This window comes from Mesorhizobium kowhaii (assembly GCF_003253745.1).
Classification (GTDB): domain Bacteria; phylum Pseudomonadota; class Alphaproteobacteria; order Rhizobiales; family Rhizobiaceae; genus Mesorhizobium; species Mesorhizobium kowhaii.
This window is the reverse complement of sequence record NZ_MZXV01000032.1, coordinates 771326-790852: the sequence shown is the minus strand read 5'-3', so window position 1 is coordinate 790852 and position 19527 is coordinate 771326. Positions and strand designations below refer to the sequence as shown.

General features: G+C 63.0%; 16 protein-coding genes and 4 pseudogenes. 11 read left to right on the top strand and 9 right to left on the bottom strand.

The features are described 5' to 3' along the window. Positions 1-13: 13 nt before the first annotated feature. The 4 genes from B5V02_RS16610 to gcvA form a co-directional block, all read right to left on the bottom strand. Positions 14-1315: an ABC transporter substrate-binding protein gene (locus B5V02_RS16610; RefSeq protein ID WP_425374398.1), complete on the bottom strand. Its 1302-nt coding sequence runs from the start codon at positions 1313-1315 to the stop codon at positions 14-16. A 154-nt stretch (positions 1316-1469) separates the two neighbouring features. Further along, on the bottom strand, positions 1470-2915 hold the full coding sequence (locus B5V02_RS16605; protein ID WP_111545182.1) for a hypothetical protein: 1446 nt from the start codon (positions 2913-2915) through the stop codon (positions 1470-1472). Between the two features lie 171 nt (positions 2916-3086). Continuing rightward, entirely contained in the window at positions 3087-4391 is a 1305-nt protein-coding gene (gene pncB / locus B5V02_RS16595; protein ID WP_111545181.1) for a nicotinate phosphoribosyltransferase, read from the bottom strand. A 159-nt stretch (positions 4392-4550) separates the two neighbouring features. After that, entirely contained in the window at positions 4551-5525 is a 975-nt protein-coding gene (gene gcvA, locus B5V02_RS16590; RefSeq protein ID WP_111545180.1) for a transcriptional regulator GcvA, read from the bottom strand. Positions 5526-5791: 266 nt separating this feature from the next. Here gcvA and speB point away from each other — a divergent pair, with 266 nt between their 5' ends. The 8 genes from speB (at position 5792) to B5V02_RS16550 (ending at position 13082) form a co-directional block, all read left to right on the top strand. Further along, on the top strand, positions 5792-6853 hold the full coding sequence (gene speB, locus B5V02_RS16585) for an agmatinase (RefSeq protein ID WP_111545179.1): 1062 nt from the start codon (positions 5792-5794) through the stop codon (positions 6851-6853). An 80-nt stretch (positions 6854-6933) separates the two neighbouring features. Beyond that, positions 6934-7743 carry a transporter substrate-binding domain-containing protein gene (locus B5V02_RS16580; protein ID WP_111545178.1) on the top strand — a complete coding sequence of 270 codons (810 nt, stop codon included), beginning with the start codon at positions 6934-6936 and terminating at the stop codon, positions 7741-7743. 6 nt (positions 7744-7749) lie between these two features. Then, positions 7750-8406, top strand: coding sequence for an amino acid ABC transporter permease (locus B5V02_RS16575; protein ID WP_111545177.1), 657 nt, complete (start codon positions 7750-7752; stop codon positions 8404-8406). Further along, positions 8403-9050 carry an amino acid ABC transporter permease gene (locus B5V02_RS16570; RefSeq protein ID WP_111545176.1) on the top strand — a complete coding sequence of 216 codons (648 nt, stop codon included), beginning with the start codon at positions 8403-8405 and terminating at the stop codon, positions 9048-9050. The genes B5V02_RS16575 and B5V02_RS16570 overlap by 4 nt, the downstream gene beginning before the upstream one ends. 73 nt (positions 9051-9123) lie before the next feature. Further along, positions 9124-10212, top strand: coding sequence for an ABC transporter substrate-binding protein (locus tag B5V02_RS16565; RefSeq protein WP_111545175.1), 1089 nt, complete (start codon positions 9124-9126; stop codon positions 10210-10212). Between the two features lie 181 nt (positions 10213-10393). Further along, on the top strand, positions 10394-11431 hold the full coding sequence (locus tag B5V02_RS16560) for an ABC transporter ATP-binding protein (protein WP_111545174.1): 1038 nt from the start codon (positions 10394-10396) through the stop codon (positions 11429-11431). Further along, complete coding sequence (locus tag B5V02_RS16555) at positions 11428-12282, top strand: ABC transporter permease (RefSeq protein ID WP_111545173.1); 855 nt, start codon at positions 11428-11430, stop codon at positions 12280-12282. Before B5V02_RS16560 ends, B5V02_RS16555 begins: the two co-directional genes overlap by 4 nt. Beyond that, positions 12279-13082, top strand: a complete 804-nt coding sequence (locus B5V02_RS16550) for an ABC transporter permease (protein WP_111545172.1) — start codon at positions 12279-12281, stop codon at positions 13080-13082. The genes B5V02_RS16555 and B5V02_RS16550 overlap by 4 nt, the downstream gene beginning before the upstream one ends. Before the next feature lie 46 nt (positions 13083-13128). On the opposite strand, the pseudogene B5V02_RS16545 reads toward B5V02_RS16550, so the two are convergent. Further along, positions 13129-13272, bottom strand: a pseudogene (locus B5V02_RS16545) (MATE family efflux transporter); the annotation flags it as partial. Between the two features lies 1 nt (position 13273). Here B5V02_RS16545 and B5V02_RS16540 point away from each other — a divergent pair. After that, positions 13274-13708: pseudogene (locus B5V02_RS16540) on the top strand (amino acid ABC transporter permease); the annotation flags it as partial. A gap of 30 nt (positions 13709-13738) precedes the next feature. Here B5V02_RS16540 and B5V02_RS16535 read toward each other — a convergent pair. The 3 genes from B5V02_RS16535 to B5V02_RS16525 are packed head-to-tail and all read right to left on the bottom strand — an operon-like array spanning position 13739 to position 17465. Continuing rightward, the gene (locus tag B5V02_RS16535) at positions 13739-14296 is read right to left on the bottom strand and encodes a GFA family protein (protein ID WP_208647083.1); all 558 of its coding nucleotides are present in this window, start codon (positions 14294-14296) and stop codon (positions 13739-13741) included. A gap of 56 nt (positions 14297-14352) precedes the next feature. Next, positions 14353-15855: a DUF1254 domain-containing protein gene (locus B5V02_RS16530; protein WP_111545171.1), complete on the bottom strand. Its 1503-nt coding sequence runs from the start codon at positions 15853-15855 to the stop codon at positions 14353-14355. A 32-nt stretch (positions 15856-15887) separates the two neighbouring features. Next, positions 15888-17465 carry a DUF1254 domain-containing protein gene (locus tag B5V02_RS16525; protein WP_245445941.1) on the bottom strand — a complete coding sequence of 526 codons (1578 nt, stop codon included), beginning with the start codon at positions 17463-17465 and terminating at the stop codon, positions 15888-15890. Between the two features lie 240 nt (positions 17466-17705). Between B5V02_RS16525 and B5V02_RS16520 the strand changes: the two genes are divergently transcribed. Beyond that, complete coding sequence (locus tag B5V02_RS16520; RefSeq protein ID WP_167458513.1) at positions 17706-18671, top strand: helix-turn-helix domain-containing protein; 966 nt, start codon at positions 17706-17708, stop codon at positions 18669-18671. A 197-nt stretch (positions 18672-18868) separates the two neighbouring features. On the opposite strand, the pseudogene B5V02_RS16515 reads toward B5V02_RS16520, so the two are convergent. Next, a pseudogene (locus B5V02_RS16515) lies at positions 18869-19012 on the bottom strand (MATE family efflux transporter); the annotation flags it as partial. Position 19013: 1 nt separating this feature from the next. Between B5V02_RS16515 and B5V02_RS16510 the strand changes: the two are divergent. Beyond that, positions 19014-19447, top strand: a pseudogene (locus B5V02_RS16510) (amino acid ABC transporter permease); the annotation flags it as partial. Positions 19448-19527 lie beyond the last annotated feature (80 nt).

Genomic DNA, 19527 nt, shown 5'->3' with positions numbered 1-19527 from the left:
TAAAGAACTCGGCTCACAGCGCCTGCGTCGTATAATCCCCTTCAGCCTCGTAAAGCCCATCCTCGATCTTGGTCTTGTGGACGACCTTGAGCTTGCCGCCCTCGACCTTGGAGATGTTCTGGATGCCAAAGCACTGGTGGATCTTGCCGTTGAAGGTTTTGGCGCCCTGCGGATGCTCCGGGCCTTCGGCGAAGGCGGTCAAGGCCTCGGTCGCCTCGACCAGCTTGGCGCGGTCTTCCGGGCCCTTGTAGCCGGCGTCTTCCATCGCCTTCTTGACGACGTAGAGCGTTTCCCAGCAGCCGAACATGTGCGCTGCGGTTGAGACGTCCTTGGGGTCGCCGACGGCGGCACCATTGTCATCGATGCCGACAGCAGTGCGATAGGCCTTTTGCGCCTCGGTATCATCGGCCTGCGCATAGCGCGGCGAGCCTTCCCAGAAATGGCTGCCGTCGAGGAACTCAAGGCCGGGGCTGTTGATGTCGGTGGCTTCGAGCGAATCGATGAAGCCGAACAATTGCGGCCGGTTGGAGCCGTAGAATTCGCCGAGCTCCTTGACGAAGGTGAGCACGGCCGGTCCGACCATGACGTGGTAGATCACCTCGGTCTCGGCCGGGATCTGCGGGAAGTATTTGGTGAAGGACGATTCCGTCGGCGGGATGGCGATCTGCGCGATGACGTCGGCGCCTTGCGCCTTCAGCGCCGGCGGCAGGTAGTCGCGGTGGTCGTAGCCGAAGGCGAAATCCGGGAAAATCTGCGTCACCTTCTTGCCGGCATTGGCCGCGATCCACGGCGCCATCGACTGGATCTGGCTCTTCACGTCGGTGATGCCGGGCTGGAAGACATAGCGGTTCAGCTTGGTCGAGGCGACATGGTGGCCTTCGCTGACGACGAAGTAGGGGATCTTGGCCTCGCCGGCGGCGGGCGCCGAGCCGATGACAACATGCGAGAACAGCGTGCCGAAGACGATGTCGGTCTTATGCTGGGTGGCGAACTTGCCGACCACCTCGGCGCCACGGCCGGGATCGGTGCCGTCATCCTCGATGATCACCTCGACCTGACGGCCATTGATTCCGCCGGCGGCATTGATCGCCTTGACCGCCGCAGCCGTGGTCTTCTCGTACCAGCGGCCATAGGCGGCGCCGATGCCGGTGCGGTGCGACTGGAAGCCGATCTTGATCGGCGCCGAACTCTGCGCCTGGGAATAGCGGACGAAGCCTGGCGCGGTGACCAGGCCGGCGGTGGCGGCCAGCCCCTTCAGCGTCGTGCGGCGGGTGAGACCGGTTTTCGAGAGGTCGAAGGTCTTGCTCTTGTCCATGATGCCGTTCCCCTTGTTCAGCGTTTCGAGCGTCAAATCCGCTCATTTCCGGAAGTCGAAAAATTGCATGTGTACAAACTAAATCACCAAAGTCCGGACACGGCAATGCCGGTTGCCTAGGAGAATCCCGGTTTATTTTTCCCGCGCAAACGGCTCAGCCCACCGTCGGCGTGGCAAGCAGCCAGAGGCCGAAGACCGTATAGGCGATCATCAGCACGGTGAGCGGGAACTGGCTGAGGGCTGCGCGGGAGGGCTGTGGGTGCAGGCGCCAGGCGAAGCCGTGGGCGACGAGGACGGCGAGCACATGGCCAAGGATGATGGCACCGGCCTGGACATTCCACAGCCACCAGGCGGAATACGCACCGGCAACGATGCCGGCCTCGATCTGCATGTCGGCGGTGCCGAACAGGTTCCAGCCCAGCGCGAACGGGTCGGACAGCGCCGCAAGCGCATACTGGCCGTCGACAAGCAGCGACGTCAGGTAATGCGCGACATGATAGGCAAGCGCGATTGGCACGATCGACCAGACAAGTAAGCCGGCTGCCTCGCCAAAGGCCTGAGTGCTGCCGGCAAGACGCAGGCCGAGCCAGACGGCGAGCATGAACACCGCTGCCAGCAGCACGAACGTCAGAACAAGCCCGAGGCTGCCGCTGCCGATCACCGCCGTGCGGCCCGGGAATTCGAGTGGATTGATGCCGAACAGGCCGAGCCAGAAGAAAGTTTTCGACAGGCCGTCGAAGGAGACCGACGACAGGGCAAGAAGCAGGAAGGCAATGCCGCTGGCCGGCAACGGCTCGGCGGCGAGCAGCTTGGCGCCCGACCAGCACAGTGCCAACTGGCCGGTTTCGTTGCGCTCGACGATGGCGAAACGCGCCACCATCGAGAAGAAGACCGACAGGAATTCGCTACCGCGGCTCCAGCCACGGTAGCCGAACGCCAGCATGGCAAGGAAGGTGAGCAGCCAGTAGAGGCCTGCGGCCAAGGCCAGCCGCGCCGGATCGTCGGGCGCCGGATCGATGAGTTCGAACCAGGCAAAGGCGAAGAACAGCAGGGCCGCCGGCCAGCAGCCGAGCCATCGGGGAAGCCGCCATCTCCCTTCATCCCCCGCGCCGAACAGGCGAGAGGCAAGACGCCACGGCCCATACCACGGGTTGAGCCATGACCAGAGATCGCCGAAGACACCTTGCAGCAGCGTGACGCCTGCCCACAGCAGCGTCCAGATCATCAGCGGCAGCGGGTTGGAGAGCGGGTCGCGGCTGCCGAAAAGGCCGGCAGCGATGAGGATTGCAAAGCCGGCAAAGGAGATCAGGCTGACGGCGGTGCGGGCGCCGTCACCGAAGGCGAACAGCGGCAGGCGTCGGCGCCAGAAACGATCTAGCCAATCCCCTGGCAGCAGCGCCAGCACGAGGAAACTGACGGCCACCGCGAAAGCCCCGCCGACCAGATAGTAGCCGGTCGGCAAGAGCAGGACGTGGCCACGGTCGGAGGCGTGGGCGAAGGCGGGGGTAGGCGACAGGAGGGCCAGCAGAGCGATGAGGCATGCGAGCGAAGTTCTCGAAGAAAGGCGCTCTACGGCGCCCCCCTCTGTCCTGCCGGACATCTCCCCCTCAAGGGGGGAGATTGCGCGGTCATTTTGGCTTTCGCCAACTGTCAGGGTTGCAGAGGAAGCGCGGTCGGTGGAACTGCCGATCTCCCCCCTTGAGGGGGAGATGTCCGGCAGGACAGAGGGGGGCGCGAAGGAACTCGAACTATGGAGGAGTTCCATCACCCCTCACACCTTGACCAATTGCTCCACGCGGTCCTTTTGACCGAAGATGCGCAAATAGCGCTCGATCTCTTTCTCGTCGCCGGTTGCCTTGGCCGGATTGTCGGAAAGCTTGACCGCTGGCCTTCCATTGGCCTCGGTGACCTTGCAGACCAGCGATATGGCATCCAGGCTGTTGGTTTCGGTTGGCGCGCAGCCCTCGAAATCATTGGTGAGGTTGGTGCCCCAGCCGAACGACATGCGCACCTTGCCCCTGAAATGGCGGTAGGTCTCCTCGATGGTTTCAACCTCGAGCCCATCGGAGAAGATCAGCAATTTCTGCCGGGGGTCCTTGCCCTTGTCGCGCCACCAGGACAGGATTTTCTCGCCGCCCTCGATCGGCGGCGCGCTGTCGGGACGAAAACCGGTCCAGTCGGCCACCCAGTCCGGCGCGTCGCGCAGGAACGAGGCCGTGCCGAAAGCATCGGGGAGCACGATCAGCAGATTGCCGCCATAATAGCGCTGCCAGTCCTGCAGCACCTTGTAGGGCGACTGCTTCAGCTCTTTTTCCGAGTTGGCAAGGGCCGCGAACACCATCGGCAGTTCATGCGCGTTGGTGCCGAGCGCTTCGAGGTCGTTGTCCATGGCCAAAAGCACGTTGGAGGTGCCGGTGAAAGCCTCGCCGATGCCTTCCTTCAAAGCTTCCACACACCAGCGCTGCCACAGGAAGGAATGGCGCCGGCGCGTGCCGAAGTCCGAGATGCGGATGCCGGGCAGCGCCTTCAATCGTTCGGTCTTGGCCCACATCTTGGCCTTGGCGCGGGCATAGAGCACATCGAGCGCGAAGGGGCCGAACGCCCGCATGGCGGCGCGTGAGCGCAATTCGTTGATGATGGCGAGCGCCGGGATCTCCCACAGCGTGGTGTACATCCACGGCCCGCTGAAGGTGAGCTCATACTGGCCGTCGCGCTTCGACAAGTCGTATTCCGGCAGCCTGAAATTCTCCAGCCAGGCGAGGAATTCCGGCTCGAAGATCTGCTTGCGGCCGTAGAAATTGTTACCGCCGAGCCAGATCATCTCCTTCTTGCTGAAGCGCAAGGTGCGGGCATGGTCGAGCTGTTCGCGCAGCTCGCCCTCGTCGATCTCGTCGGCCAGCCGCACCGAGGTGGTGCGGTTGATCAGCGAGAAAGTCGTGTCGACCTTGGGGTACATGCCCCAGATCATCTGCAGCATCAAAAGCTTGTAGAAATCCGTATCGAGCAGGCTGCGCACGATCGGGTCGAGCTTCCAGGTGTGGTTGTAGACACGCCGCGCAATATCGGTCTTAGCCATGTTTCAACACCGCCTTCGCTGCCTGCTACTCACAACCGCGACAGGCCTCATAGCATCGAATTGGCCAAAACGCTGCCCGGTTTCAGGCTGGCCCGACAAAAAGAAAACCCTGCATGCGGCTGAAAACGATCGGCCGTCGGCGCCAACGACTGGCCAGTGTCAGCCCCCGGTTCTGCCACCGATGACCCTGAGCGCCGGACGCTTGCGGCGGGTGACGACGCGGCCCGCCACCGGCGCATCGGCGCGGCCGTCATCCTGCGCCTTCTCGGCAAACAGCCAGTCGATGAACAGCTGCACGATCGGCGTCGACTTCATCTCGTTGCGACAGACGACGTAGAAATCGTCGACCGCCGGCACCGACAGGCTGAACGGCGCCACCAGCATGCCCCTGGCCAGCAGCGAGCTCGCCGTCACCGAATCGCCCAGCGCCACGCCGTGGCCGTGGACCGCGGCTTCAACCGCCATGCGTGCGTCGCCGAGATGATGACGGCGGCCGCGCTCCAGGTCCAGCGCATCGGCGGCCGCCAGCCAGGTATGCCATTCGCGGCCGTCGTCGCCATGCAGGAAGACATGGTCGGCGAGATCCCGCACGCTGCGGATCGGACGGTTGTTGATCAATGTCGGGCTGACCACGGGAAACAGTTCGAGCCCCGACCATTTGCGCATCCAGCAATCGGTCCAGCTGCCGTCGCCATAGTGCACGCAGACATCGATCTGCGGCGCACGGATATCCTTGGCGTCGTTGGAAGGGATCAGCGTCAGCCTGATGTCAGGATATTGCGCCATGAAACTGCCGAGTCGCGGTGTCATCCACAGCAAGAGCAATGCCGGCACGCAGGAGACAGAGAGTGTGCCGCTGCTCGCTGGCCTTGTCATGCGCTGCGTGGCGGCGGCGATGCCGTCGAAGGCGCTCGAGACCGCTGGCAGCAGCTCGGCACCATGTGGCGTCAGTTTGACCCGCTGGCCGGCGCGTTCGAAAAGCTTGACGCCGAGCGACTGCTCGAGCGCCTTGATCTGGTGGCTGATGGCGCCATGCGTGACATTCAGCTCACTCGCCGCCTTGGTCAGCGAGCCATGGCGGGCCGTGGCCTCGAAGGCACGCAGCGGATTCAGCGGTGGCAGGCGCTTGGCCATGGGCATCCATTGAAGCACGATCCCGAAAAGTGGAGGCCGGTTTTCGGATGAGATCGTGCTCAGAGTTGATTGTGAGATTTTCTCACAGCCAACACCGTAACAATATCAATTGATTTTTCAATGCGGCTGCCAGACACTTTGGTCCGGAACAGCATCAAGACGTGAAATCTGCAGGCAGCCAGCGGGACAACGACCCGGCCGGATGACGGTCGGTTCGCCAAGGTCACCGGCGGCCGCACTGCATCAACCCGGCAGGAGGAGCGGACATGGGTTACGATCGCGGCAAGCTCGACGCGTTGCGTCGCAAATATGGCGAGAGCCATGGCGGCGAGATGTTCGACCCGAAGTTCCGGCGCGTCGCCGACAAGATCTTTTCCAAGACCGGCACGCGGCTGGCTCCCTATTCCGGCATCCCGACCTTCCTTGCCGCGCCCTACCGCGAAATATCAGCCGACAATCCGGATTTCGGCGACCTACAGGTGGCGATGATCGGCGTGCCGATGGACCTCGGCGTCACCAATCGGCCGGGCTCGCGTTTCGGGCCAAGGGCGCTGCGCGCCATCGAGCGCATCGGCCCTTACAATCACGTGCTGGAATGCGCCCCGACGCATGAACTTCGGGTCGCCGACATCGGCGACACGCCGTTCCGCAGCCGCTACCGGCTCGAGATCAGCCATGAGGATATCGAGCGTCGCACCAACCAGATCGTCGATGCCGGCGTCATCCCTCTGTCGATCGGCGGCGACCATTCGATCAGCCACCCGATCCTGAAGGCCGTCGGCAAGAAAGCCCCGGTTGGCCTGATCCACATCGACGCCCATTGCGACACCAGTGGCCTGTTCGACATGACCAAGTTCCACCACGGCGGGCCGTTCCGCAACGCGGTGCTCGACGGCGTGCTCGATCCGACGCGCACGATCCAGATCGGCATCCGCGGTTCGGCCGAATATCTGTGGGAGTTCACCTACGAGTCCGGCATGACCGTTGTCCATGCCGAGGAGGTGACGGGCCTCGGCATTCCCGCCATCATCGAGAAGGCACGCAAGATCGTTGGCGACGGGCCGACCTATGTCTCCTTCGACATCGACAGCGTCGATCCGGCCTTCGCGCCCGGCACCGGCACGCCTGAGGTCGGCGGGTTGACGACGCGCGAAGTGCTCGAACTGCTGCGCGGCCTGAAGGGCCTCAACATCGTCGGCGGCGACGTCGTCGAGGTGGCGCCGCAATACGACGCGACCACAAACACGGCGCACGCCGCGGCACAGGTGCTGTTCGAGATCCTGAGCCTGATGGTGTTCAGCCCGGCGATATCCGGCAAGGGAGCCTGATCTTTAGAAAAGCAAAGGCGGCCGCCGCGCTGGAGCCGGCGGCCGACCCAAACAAACAAAGCCTCCAGAGGGGAATAAAAATGACGATCCGTATCACACTCAAATCATCCATCGCCGCCGTTCTGATGCTGGGAACCGCTGGCCTCGGCTTCACCACACAGGCTGCCAATGCCGACGCGCTGGCAGACATCACCAAGGCCGGCACCATCAATGTCGGCGTCTTCGCCGATTTCCCGCCCTTCTCCTCGGCCAGCGCCGACATGAGCCTCAAGGGCTATGACATGGATGTCGCGCAATACATTGCCGACACACTCAAGGTGAAGCTCAACCCCGTCGCCGTCACCGGCCAGAACCGCATCCCGTACCTGAACGACCATCGCGTCGACCTCTTGATGAGCGTCGGCTATTCGAAGGAGCGTGAGCAGGTGATCGACTTCGCTGCTGCCTACGCGCCCTACTACATCGCCGTGATCGGTCCGGCGGCGCTGGCGGTCAAAGGCAAGGAAGACCTTGCCGACAAGTCGATCGCCGTCAACCGCGGCACGCTCGAAGACACCTCGCTGACCGAAGCAGCACCGGCGTCGGCCGACATCAAGCGTTTCGACAACTACAATTCGGTGATCCAGGCCTTCATCTCCGGCCAGACGCAGTTGATGGTCGTCGGCAACGATGTCGGCGCGCAGGTGCTGGCCAAGCAGGACGTGCTGAAGCCGGAGCAGAAGTTCCAGCTTTTGACCTCGCCTTCGCATATCGGTCTCAACAAGAATGAAGACAGCCTGAAGAAGGCGGTCAACGACGCCATCGCCAAGATGCTGGCGGACGGCAAGCTGGACGCAAGCTCGCAGGCCTGGCTGAAGACGCCGCTCAACCCCGACAACCTCAAGGATTGAGCTCCGGTGGCCTTTGCCTGGCTTCCAGGTGCTGCGAGCGACATAGCGCGCGGAGCGGTCACGACGATCCTGTTGATCGCCGTGACCACGCTGGCGGGAACGTTTCTCAGCATCCTGGGTGCCGCGGGACGGCGAAACGGCCCCGTACTGCTCAAACGGGCGATCGCCTGGTATGTCGAGGTGATCCGCAACACGCCGTTCCTGGTGCAGCTGTTCTTCATCTTCTTCGGACTGCCCAGCCTCGGCATCAGGCTCGATCCGGTGCTGGCCGCCATCCTGGCCATGACGCTCAACATGGCGGCCTACACCATCGAGATCGTCGGCGCCGGGCTTGACGCGGTGCCCGGCGGACAGACGGAAGCAGCCCTGGCGCTGGGCTTGAGGTCACGCCAGGTCTTCATCAAGATCGTGCTGCCGCAGGCGCTCAAGGTGATCTTTCCGGCGCTGACCAGCCAGATCGTCATCATGATGCTGGAGTCCGCCGTGGTGTCGCAGATCGCGGTACGCGAGCTTACCTACGAGGCCGATATGCTGCAGGCACGCACGTTCCGTTCCTTCGAGACCTATCTTGTCGTGACGATGGTCTATCTCGCCCTGTCGATGGCGTTGCGCCGGCTGTTGGTCACGGGCGGACGCCGCGTCCTGGGGGCTGGCGTGTCATGATCGAATTCACCTTCTGGGACATTGTACGCAACCTGCTGCTCGCCGCCCGCTGGACGGTGCTGCTGTCGCTGGCCGCCTTCGTTGGCGGCGGCGTGGTCGGCATGGTCGTGCTGTTCTTCAGGATCGCCAAGAATAAATGGAGCCGGCGCCTTGCCTCCGGCTATATCGCCCTGTTCCAGGGGACGCCGCTGCTGATGCAGCTGTTCTTGATGTTCTTCGGCCTGCCGATGCTCGGGCTTCGCATCGAGCCGTGGACGGCGGCGGTGCTCGGCCTCACCTTCTTCGCCAGTGCCTATCTAGCCGAGATCTGGCGCAGCGGTGTCGACGCGCTGCCGCGTGGCCAGTGGGATGCCGGCGCCAGCCTCGGCCTGCACTATCTGCAGGAGCTGAGGCTGATCATCCTGCCGCAGGCGTTCTCGATCACCCGCGCGCCGACCGTCGGGTTCCTGGTGCAGCTTATCAAGTCGACGGCGCTCACCTCGATCATCGGCTTCGAGGAACTGGTGCGGACCTCCAACGCCATCAACAATGCGACCTTCGAGCCCTTCAAGGTCTACGGGCTGGTGGCGCTGATCTTTTTCATCATGTGTTTTCCGCTGACGCAATACGCGCGTACGCTCGAACGACGCGCGGCGGCTCACTGAGCCGCAAAAAAGCGGCGAGCAACGGAATTAAGGGAACCAGCCGGGGATCCGGCATAAACAGAGGAGAGACCAGATGAACAGATTGATCGCAACACCCATCAGCCGGCGCGGCGTGCTTGGCGCCGGCCTGGCGACGGCCGGCGTGCTCGCCATGCCGTCGATCCTGCGGGCGCAGGACAAGTCGCTCAAGGTCGGCGTCTACGGCGGCTACTTCAAGAAATCCTTCGACGAGCACGTCTTCCCCGATTTCACCAAGGCCACCGGCATCGCGGTGGAATCGGTCGCCGAGCCGACCGGCGAGGCGTGGCTGGTGCAGCTCGAACAGGCGGCCAAGGCCGGCCAGGCGCCGGCCGATCTTTCGATGATGTCGCAGACCTCGACACTGAAGGGCCAGTCGACCGAACTGTGGACGCCGCTCGACACTTCCAGATTCAAGCATTACGGCGACCTCTTGCCCCGCTTCATCAACAAATATCCGGATGGCCGCGTCGCCGGCATCGGCGCGGTGGCCTGGTGGATCACGCTGGTCTCCAACACCGATGTCTACAAGGAGGCGCCAACCTCCTGGGCGGCGTTCTGGGACAAGGCGAACGAGGACAAGCTCGGCCTGCTGGCGCTCGCCTCCAACTCGTTCCTGCTCGAAGTGACGGCCAAGACCTTCATGGGCGGCACCAATGCCCTCGACACCGAGGAAGGGCTGAACAAGGCGTTCGAGAAGCTTGCCGAGGTCAAGCCCAATGTGCGTCTGTGGTATCGCGATGAGGCGCAGTTTGAACAGGCGCTGAAGTCGGGCGAAATCCCGATGGGCCAGTATTATCACGACGTCACCGGCCTCGCGATCGCCGACGGCTTCCATGTCCGCACCACCTTCCCGAAGGAGGGCGGCATCCAGGACTCCGGCAATTGGGTCCTGTCGCGCGCTTCGACCAAGGTCGACGAGGCGCATGTCTTCATCGACTATATGAGCCAGCCGTCGATGCAGGGCGTGATGTCGCGCAAGGTCGGCACCACGCCGACGTTGAAGAAGGAGGTGCTCGACCTGACGCCGGCCGAGTTCGCATCGGTGTCGTCGGAGATCGAGCCGATCATTCCGCGCTACGACCTCTATACGTCGAAGGCCGACTGGATCAACCAGAAGTGGACCGAATTGATCGTCGGCTGAGCCAAACCGCATGCAGCCTAAAGCGCGTCGCGTTTGATCGGATTCAGGCGCCGCGCTCTAGGTCTTTGTTTCATGCATGTCGTTGCCCCAAAACCGGGGCCACTTTTGGGCGACATGCATTAGCCGGCCGCCGGGCAGTATCCGGCGGCCCTTGCAGCGCAATGCCCGAGAGAGGTGACCCATGTCCGGACTTGATATCAACGCCATCACCAAGACCTTCGGCAATTTCATCGCGGTCGACAATGTGCGGCTCAATGTGCCGCATGGCACCTTCGTCTGCCTGCTTGGACCATCCGGCTGCGGCAAGACCACGCTGCTGCGCATGATCGCCGGGCTGGAGGAGCCGACCAGCGGCGCCATCGTGCTCGACGGCGAGGACATCACGCCGCTGCCGACCCACAAGCGCAATCTCGGCATGGTGTTCCAGTCGCTGGCGCTGTTTCCGCATCTTTCGGTCGGCGACAACATCGCCTACGCGCTGCGCATCCGCGGCGCCTCGAAGGACGAGCAGAAGAAGCGCGTCGACGAGTTGCTGACGCTGATCCATCTGCCCGGTTTTGCCGACCGGCCGGTGGCGAAACTGTCTGGCGGCCAGCGCCAGCGCGTAGCGATCGCCCGTGCGCTCGCGCTGTCGCCGAAGCTGTTCCTGCTCGACGAGCCGCTTTCGGCGCTCGACGCCAAGTTGCGCGAGGCCATGCAGGTGGAATTGCGCCAGCTGCAGCAGCGGCTGGGCATCACCACCATCGTCGTCACCCACGACCAGCGCGAGGCGATGACCATGGCCGACCTAGTCGTGGTCATGGGCAACGGCAGGATCCTGCAGGCAGCGCCGCCGATCGAGATCTACCGCAAGCCGGCCGACGCCTTCGTCGCCGATTTCATCGGCATCACCAACCTTCTGCCGGCCGAGGTCGACAGCGCCGGGCGCACCACCATCCTCGGCACCGCCATTCCGGGCCTCGCCATGCCGGCCGGCGTCACCAAGGCCTCGGTGTCGATCCGTCCCGAAGACGTGCATCTGGGCGAACCCGGCAGCCGCGCCATCACCGGCCAGGTGACGTTCGTGCGCGACCTCGGCGGCACCATCGAAACCTTCGTCGAGGTCGGCGGCACCAGCATCATCGCGGTGGCGACGCCGCGCGAAAGACCCAACGTCTCGGTCGGCGCAAAGGTCGGCGTCACCCTGCCCCCCGAGAGCTGCGTGGTGCTCGGGTCATGAGACGCGAAGTCCCGAAATCATTCGCCGACTATACGCCGCTGTTGTTCCCCGGGCTGATGCTCGTGGTGTTCTTCGTCGTGCCGTTCTCGACGATGATCGCCGTCAGCTTCTTCAAGCGCAATCCGGCCGGTTTCTACACGCCCGATTTCGTCGTCGACAATTATGCCCGGTTCCTGACCACCTTCTTCGCAGGCGTGCTCGGCTTTTCGCTGATGCTGGCGGTGCTGGTCGCCGTCTGCTGCGTCTGCATCGCCTTTCCGTTCACCTATCTGCTGACCAAGCGCTCGCGCCGGGTGCAGACGCTGTGGCTGGTCGGCCTGTTGTCGGTGCTGTCGCTGTCGGAAGTCATCATCGGCTTTGCCTGGTCGACGCTGTTTTCGCAGACCGCCGGCATCACCAATCTCTTCGTCGCGCTCGGGCTGATGGACAAGCCGGTGGCGCTGCTGCCGACCTTCGGCGCGGTGCTGGCCGGCATGGTTTACCAGGCACTGCCCTACACCATCCTGGTGCTCTATCCGGCCCTGGTGCGTCTCGACCCGACGCTGCTCGAAGCCGCCCGCACGCTCGGCGCCTCGCCGGTCAAGGCCTTCTTCAACGTGGTGACGCCGGCGCTGCGCAACACCATCGTGGCGACGCTGATCATGGTCTTCGTCTTCGCGCTCGGCTCCTATCTGCTGCCGCAGATCCTCGGCCGGCCACGCCACTGGACGCTGTCGGTGCTGATCACCGACCAGGCGATCTACCAGTCCAACATGCCGTTCGGGGCGGCCATGGCGGTCTTCCTGGTGCTGATCTCGCTGGCGCTGGTCGGGCTGATGCTGCTTGTCGGGCGCAAGGAGAACGCACTATGACCGCTACCTTCCTTCGCCGGCTCTATTTCACCGTCGTGGCTTTGTTCCTGGCCGCGCCGCTGATCGTTGTCGCTGGCGTCTCGGTCAACGCGCGGCAGGAATTGACCTTCCCGCCGAAAGGCTTCTCGCTCGCCTGGTATGGTCAGATATTTGCCGATCCGGAATGGCGGCTGGCGCTGATCCATTCGGTGACGCTCGCCGTCTGCTCGGTGGCGATCGCGGTCGCCATCGCGCTGCCGCTCGCCTGGTTCCTGTGGCGGCGCATCGCGCCCTGGGCGAACATCTTCCAGGTGCTGGGGCTCGCCCCTTTCATCCTGCCGCCGGTGATCACCGCGCTCGGCTTCCTCACCTTCTGGGCGACGGTCGGGCTGTTTGGCCAGTTCTTCACCGCCATCATTAGCCACGCCATCTTCTTCGTGACGCTGCCGCTGGTGACGCTGTCGCTCGGCTTTGCCTCGATCGACCGGTCGCTGGTCGAGGCCGCCGCGACCATGGGCGCCGACGACCGCGCCGTGCTGAAGACGGTGGTGCTGCCGCTGATCCTGCCCTATCTCGTCTCCGGCTACGCGTTTGCGTTCGTGCTGTCGCTCAACGAATACATCGTCGCCTACATGACGATCGGTTTCACCACCGAGACGCTGCCGATCAAGATCTTCAACGCGCTGCGCTACGGCTACACACCGACCATGGCTTCGGTGTCGGTGTTCTTCGTCGCGGTGGCAGCGCTGGTGTTCGGCTCGATCGCCAGGTTCGGTGATATCCGCAGGCTGCTCGGCGCGATGTCGTCCGAGGGCAACTGACCGAGAATGAAAAACGGCCGCCGGGCACCGGCGGCCGTTTTTGCTTTCAATGACCGAAGGCGAGCGGCGGCGCCAGGCGATCCCGGCGCAGCCAGCGCGCCAGCAGCAGCGCCGCCACCACGGCCAGCCCCGACGACAGGCCGATCCAGATGCCGACGCCATGGAAGCCGAAATGGAAGGCAAGCAGCACGATGTTCTTCGGCCTGCCGATGCTCGGGCTTCGCATCGAGCCGTGGACGGCGGCGGTGCTCGGCCTCACCTTCTTCGCCAGTGCCTATCTCGCCGAGATCTGGCGCGGCGGCGTCGACGCGCTGCCGCGTGGCCAGTGGGACGCCGGCGCCAGCCTCGGCCTGCACTATCTGCAGGAGCTGAGGCTGATCATCCTGCCGCAGGCATTTTCGATCACCCGCGCGCCGACCGTCGGCTTCCTGGTGCAGCTTATCAAGTCGACGGCGCTCACCTCGATCATCGGCTTCGAAGAGCTGGTGCGGACCTCCAACGCCATCAACAATGCGACCTTCGAGCCCTTCAAGGTCTACGGGCTGGTGGCGCTGATCTTTTTCGTCATGTGTTTTCCGCTGACGCAATACGCGCGTACGCTCGAACAACGGGCGCAGGCGCGCTGAACAGGTTGCCCGGCCGGCCTCGCTCCGCAGCTAGGCATGATGTCCCCCCGGCATCGGCAGGGCCTCTATGTTCATCGCCCAAGGAAACCGGTACTCTTCGAAGCCCGAAATGATTGGCGGCGGGAACGTGGGATCGGTGAAGGCGCCGACTTTGATCCCTACGAAGTCGGGGGCGACGGCAATGTCATAGTAAACGTTCGAACCGCACTCGGGGCAGAAGTAGTACGTGACCCCCTCGCTGTCGCAGGAGCGATACGTGACCGGCTGAGCGCCTTCGATGGGAAACTTCCACGCCTTCGATTTGCCTTCGACCGTCACCTGACTGCGTGGAAACCGTGTTTGTATGGAGAACGCGCTGCCCGTCCGCATCTGGCAGTTTTTGCAGAAGCACAGAGATCTCCGCTCCGGGTCGGGGCCTGTGCAGGTAGCGGTGAGCTGTCCGCAATTGCACGAAGCCTTGCGGGTTTTGATGGCAGAGGCCTCGGGCGTCTGCGTTGCTGCCTGCGTCGTCGTACTGCTGGTCATGCTGGTGACCGCGAGCGCGGCGGCGGTAGTCATAAGATCGCGTCTTGAGTAGTTGGTCTTCATGATAGCCTCCATAGTGTTCTTCGGCGTTTGATTTCACTCCTGCACTTACCTCCAGCTCACTTCATCTCCTCGACGTCCGGCAGCTTCCATGTACCGTCGAACAACCCTTCTTTCGGGGTGTAAAAGCGAAAGAACGGGTAGAAGCCCTTGCCGGGAACCGTTTCGATCCAGTTGGCTTCGAGACCCGCGGGGGCGCTTCCAGCAGGGCCGAAGTAAAGGTCGATCGAGCCGTCCGCATTGGCCTTGAGCTTGTCTAGGCCCGAGAGTGCCGAGTCGCTAGGCGGGTTCTGGATCATCGAGCGGGTCGCGGTGTCATAGAGCGTCAGCGACCAGAACGCCTCCGCCGGCGGGTTGGCGGGAACGTGCAGATGGTACTTCTTGTCGCCGTGGAAACGGTTGCCGTCCTTGTCCTTGAACGCCTGGACGTAATTTCCACCGGGGCCGGCCTTCATGACGCCAAGCGCGGGTGTCGTGTAGATGGCGCCATAGGTGTAATGGAGCCGTTCATCGATCTGGCCGTAGGTATCGGTCTGCTGGACGGGATTCACCTGGAAACACCAGTGCCAGTTCGTTCCGGGAAACGGCTCACTTTCGAGACCTTCCCCGACCTGGCGGAATCGGTGGGGCCCTTCCATCAGCATCACGCGGCCCATGGCATCGCCCACCAGCGCCGCTTCTTCGAGGATGGCCTTTTGCCGTGCGTCCGGTTTGAACTCCTTGCCTTTCTCGATGCCAAGCGGCTTGAGCATGCCCAGGACGAACAGGTCGCGCTCGTGAATGGGGTTGTTGTTTATGACCGACGAAAGACGCTCCCAGAATGCGATCCCCGGGGGCGGAAGGGTGTTTGAGGGGTTCTCCGACATTGAGACGAACTTGTTCGGCTTCGGGTTGGCGCTCTCGCTCAGCGGATAGACCTTGACCTTCTTGACGTTCGCGACGGCACCATCCTTGTCGCCGTTCTGAATAATGCCGCGGATCATGGCGTTGTTGTTGTTCATTGTTGCCTGAACAACGTAGTAGCCGGTCTGCGGGACGTCGCCTTTGTAGCCGGGCGGGAGCAGCAGAAACTTTCCGCCCTTCCCGGCGTCGGGTCCGGGCAGACCGACGTCGGTGAGCGATCTCTGCCAGAAATCGTCGATCAACCCGACGATCGCGCCGGGCGGAATCTCGACGACAAGCGGTCCCGACTTCTCAAGGTCCACGTTGGTAAGAGCGTAGATGGTGGTGTCGTTTGCGGTGAGCCAGACGGCCTTGGGGTTCGCATAGTTGTCGGCGATAACGAAGTCGTTGAGGTCAGCGCCGAGGTCGCTTTTGGTCGCGAGCCGGATAGACTCGAATGAAACCGCCGGATAGGCCCACAAATAGGCCTGCACGGCACGCTGATAGTCGATTTCGTCAAACACCATGCGCGTCGTCTCGTCGGTGGGGAAACCCTGCTCGAACTTGAGATCGCCGGCGCGCGTCTTCACGCTGTCGGGCGTCGTCTGCGCGTACGCGCCTGTGAGCATCAGCCCGCTGGTCAGTAAGGCAAGGATGGCTCGTTTGTGGCTGATCTTCATGACTGTTCTCCTCCGATATTTGACTGCGTTACTCACTTCATCAGCTCGATCTCTCCCGGCCGCCACGTTTTGTCGAACCACGGGTCAAGCGGGCCGTAGAGGCGCAAAATCGCGAACCAGCCCTTGCCGGGAACGGTCTGGGTCCAGTTGACCTCCTTGCCGGCCGGGGCCTTGGGACCAAAGTAGAGATCGACCGAGCCGTCGGCGTTGGCGATCAGCTTGTCACGCTTGTTGTTCTTGCTGGGGTAAGGCTGCGGGGTTTGCAGCTCGGATCGCGTCTGCGGGTCGTAAACGACCATCGACCAGAAGTCCTGCGCGGGGACGTTCGCGGGAATGTTGACGCGGTAGGACTTGGCGCCGTCAAACGGGTTGCCGGACGTGTCCGCCACACTCAGCGCGTACTGCGAACCGCGGCCGGGTATCCGCGCAGCCATAGCCGGTGTGTTCACCGTGGCCATGTAGAAGAAATTCGTGCGAGCATCCTGGTCGCGGCCAGCCATCTCGTCGCCGCCGAGCCAGCGGTAGTCGTTCGCGATGAAGCCGGTCCGCCACTGGCTGTTCGGGTAGAAGGGAGAGCGCGGATCGCGGTTGCGGAAGTTGATCGCCCGCGCGGTGGCGTTGCCGATGGCGACGGCATCGGTGAGGATCTTCTTCATCCGCTCATCGGGGGCAAATTTCTTGCCCTTGACGATGCCGATGCTCCCCGCAAGGCCGCGCAGCTCCGGATCGATGAATTCGAGCGGCTCATTCTGGAGCACGTGATCCAGCTCCTCGTAGAACTCGAAATTGTTGGCGTGGATCGTGTTGAACGCCACCTTCGAGCTGTTGATGAATTCCATGGCGGGCGGATTGGTCGCCTTGCTCAACGAATAAATCTTGACGCCTTCGCGGAACAGCTTGGATGACGCGTCGGGCTTCCCGTCCTTGAGGAAACCGCGCAGGATGAGAAGGTTCACCTTCGACGGCGAGCGGGCAATAAAGTACTCGCCGCCGTCCTTCTTGTCCTTCGGGAGCTCGCCCTTGAACCAGTCGGGGACGATCAGGTACTTGCCGCCCTTGGCGCGATCAGGACCGGGAGGGCCCACGTCCGTCACGAAGCGGAAGAAAGCGTCGTCCACGGTGCCGGGTCCGGAGCCCGCCGGAATCTCGACGACGGTGGGGCCATCAGCCTCGAGGTCCAGAAAACCAAAGAGGTACACGGTGTCCGTATTGGCCGTGAGCATCAGCGTCGAGGAATCGAGCAAGTCGTCGTAGATGACCGCCTGATTGCTCTTGGTCGCGCCCCGTTCGGTGCCGCTCAGGCGGGTCGCTTCCACAGATGCGGCAGGAATGAAGTTGAGGAAAACCTCGATGCCGCGGAGAAAGTCGAGGTTGTCGTAGACCTTTTGCGTTGTCTCGACGGTGGGCACGCCGTCGTCGAATTTGAGCGTGCCGATCCGCGTCTCGACCGAATCCGGTGTCATGATCTTGTCGGGTATTTTGTGGTTGTAGCCCGGAGTCTTGTCCTGCGCATGCGCGCTCGTGAGGCTCAGCGAACCGACGACTGCGGCTGCGATGAGACCCTGTCTGTAGCGTGTCGTCATTGCGGCTTGTTTTCGGTAGAAGCTCATCTTCGTGGCTCGCTTGTTTGGCTGGTGTCCGCTTCGATCCTGGCAACGGATCAAGGGGGGTGACCTTACGGTATGCGCCATCCCGGCGGACCGCTATCCGAATCCTGCAGCGGCGAGCAGCCGCAGATGCCGTTGCGGTAGCCGATCGAGGTGAGGTCTGATAATAGAGACCTGGATGAGCCCGCAGAGGGAACGCCAATGGGGTGGCCGGTCGGTCGAGACAATCGTCGGATAGAGATCTTGGCTTCCGTCAAGGCCCGCTATACGGACTTCGACATGATGGCCGCGAGTGCGGTCGGCTGGGATCAGAAATACAACCATATCGGCCGCGGCCGCTTCGAAGGCAGCTTGAGCATGGTCGTCCTCAACACGCTGCAGGTCGGGCGAGAACGCTGGAAACCGGGAATCATGCAGCGCGGCAGCGCGCCGGCACGTTGCTGGTTCGTCGGCCTTCCGATCGTCGCGGAAGGATCGCTGCATGTGCGCGGGCGGCAAATTGCGAGCGGTCAGCCAGTCCTGGCCGGGCCTTGTGACGACATTGCATTCATAGCAAACGGCCATACCGACCTGGCTCAGGCTGTCATTCCGGTCGATCAGATCGAGCACTGGATGCAGATTCGCAGAGGCGCACCTGGCCTCGACAGGAAATATCTGGACCGACCGTTCAAGATGGCCGAGCAGGAGATCGTCAAGCGTGGGACCGCCTTGGCAAGACTTCTGCGGTCGCTGCTCAACGGCGCCGACGGCGCCATCCTACCGGACGCCTTGACAGCTATCGAAGACCAGATCGTCGATGTTGTCCTCGGCATGGTGCCGTCAACCGATGTCGCGGAACCGCTGCACCGGCGCGCGCTTGTTGCTATGAAGCTGAGGGACATGCTGCTGGGCCATGTCGAGGCGCCCGTGAACATCAGCGCAATGTGCGAAGAATTGGGAGTTAAAGAACGCACGCTTTTCGTGGCCTGCGTGGAGGCCTTTGGCCGTCCCCCCAAAGCCATGCTGCTCGAACTGCGCCTCAACGCCGTGCGCCGGGCTCTCACCCACCCTTCCTCCGAGCGGACGGTGACAGATGTGGCGTCACGGTTTGGCTTCTGGCATTTCGGCCACTTTTCCGCCGAGTACGGGCGCCAGTTCGGCGAACTGCCCTCGATCACGCTCGCCAAGACGCTGGGGACAGGTCGGGCGCCCGTCGCAACGCGGCACTGAATCCTGCCCTGGTTTTGGGGTGCCCGCGATGTCCGAAACGAGTCGGAAAGCATCCTTCTATGCACCGGGCGGCGAATTTCCGTGTTGGTCACGTCACGACGATACTCGCACCGACTTGAAGGTCCGCTATTGAATATTCGAGGCCCGAAGCCGCCAGTCAGCTTTCTGCTGCCGGGCAACCGGTAGCCATTTTGCTTTCAACGTCCGAAGGCGAGCGGCGGTGCCAGGCGATCCCGGCGCAGCCAGCGCGCCAGCAGCAGCGCCGCCACCACGGCCAGCCCCGACGACAGGCCGATCCAGATGCCGACGCCATGAAAGCCGAAATGGAAGGCAAGCAGCACGATGTTCTTCGACCTGCCGATGCTCGGGCTTCGCATCGAGCCGTGGACGGCGGCGGTGCTGGGCCTCACCTTCTTCGCCAGTGCCTATCTCGCCGAGATCTGGCGCGGCGGCGTCGACGCGCTGCCGCGTGGCCAGTGGGATGCCGGCGCCAGCCTCGGCCTGCACTATCTGCAGGAGCTGAGGCTGATCATCCTGCCGCAGGCATTTTCGATCACCCGCGCACCGACCGTCGGCTTCCTGGTGCAGCTCATCAAGTCGACGGCGCTCACCTCGATCATCGGCTTCGAGGAGCTGGTGCGGACCTCCAACGCCATCAACAATGCCACCTTCGAGCCCTTCAAGGTCTACGGCTGGTGGCGCTGATCTTTTTCGTCATGTGTTTTCCGCTGACGCAATACGCGCGTACGCTCGAACGACGCGCCGCGGTCCGCTGAGCCGAAGGCATGTTGTGTTGACCGCCATCGACGGCGGCTACAAGCCAGTAAGCTGTCCCGCGGTTAGCGCTCGAATGCCT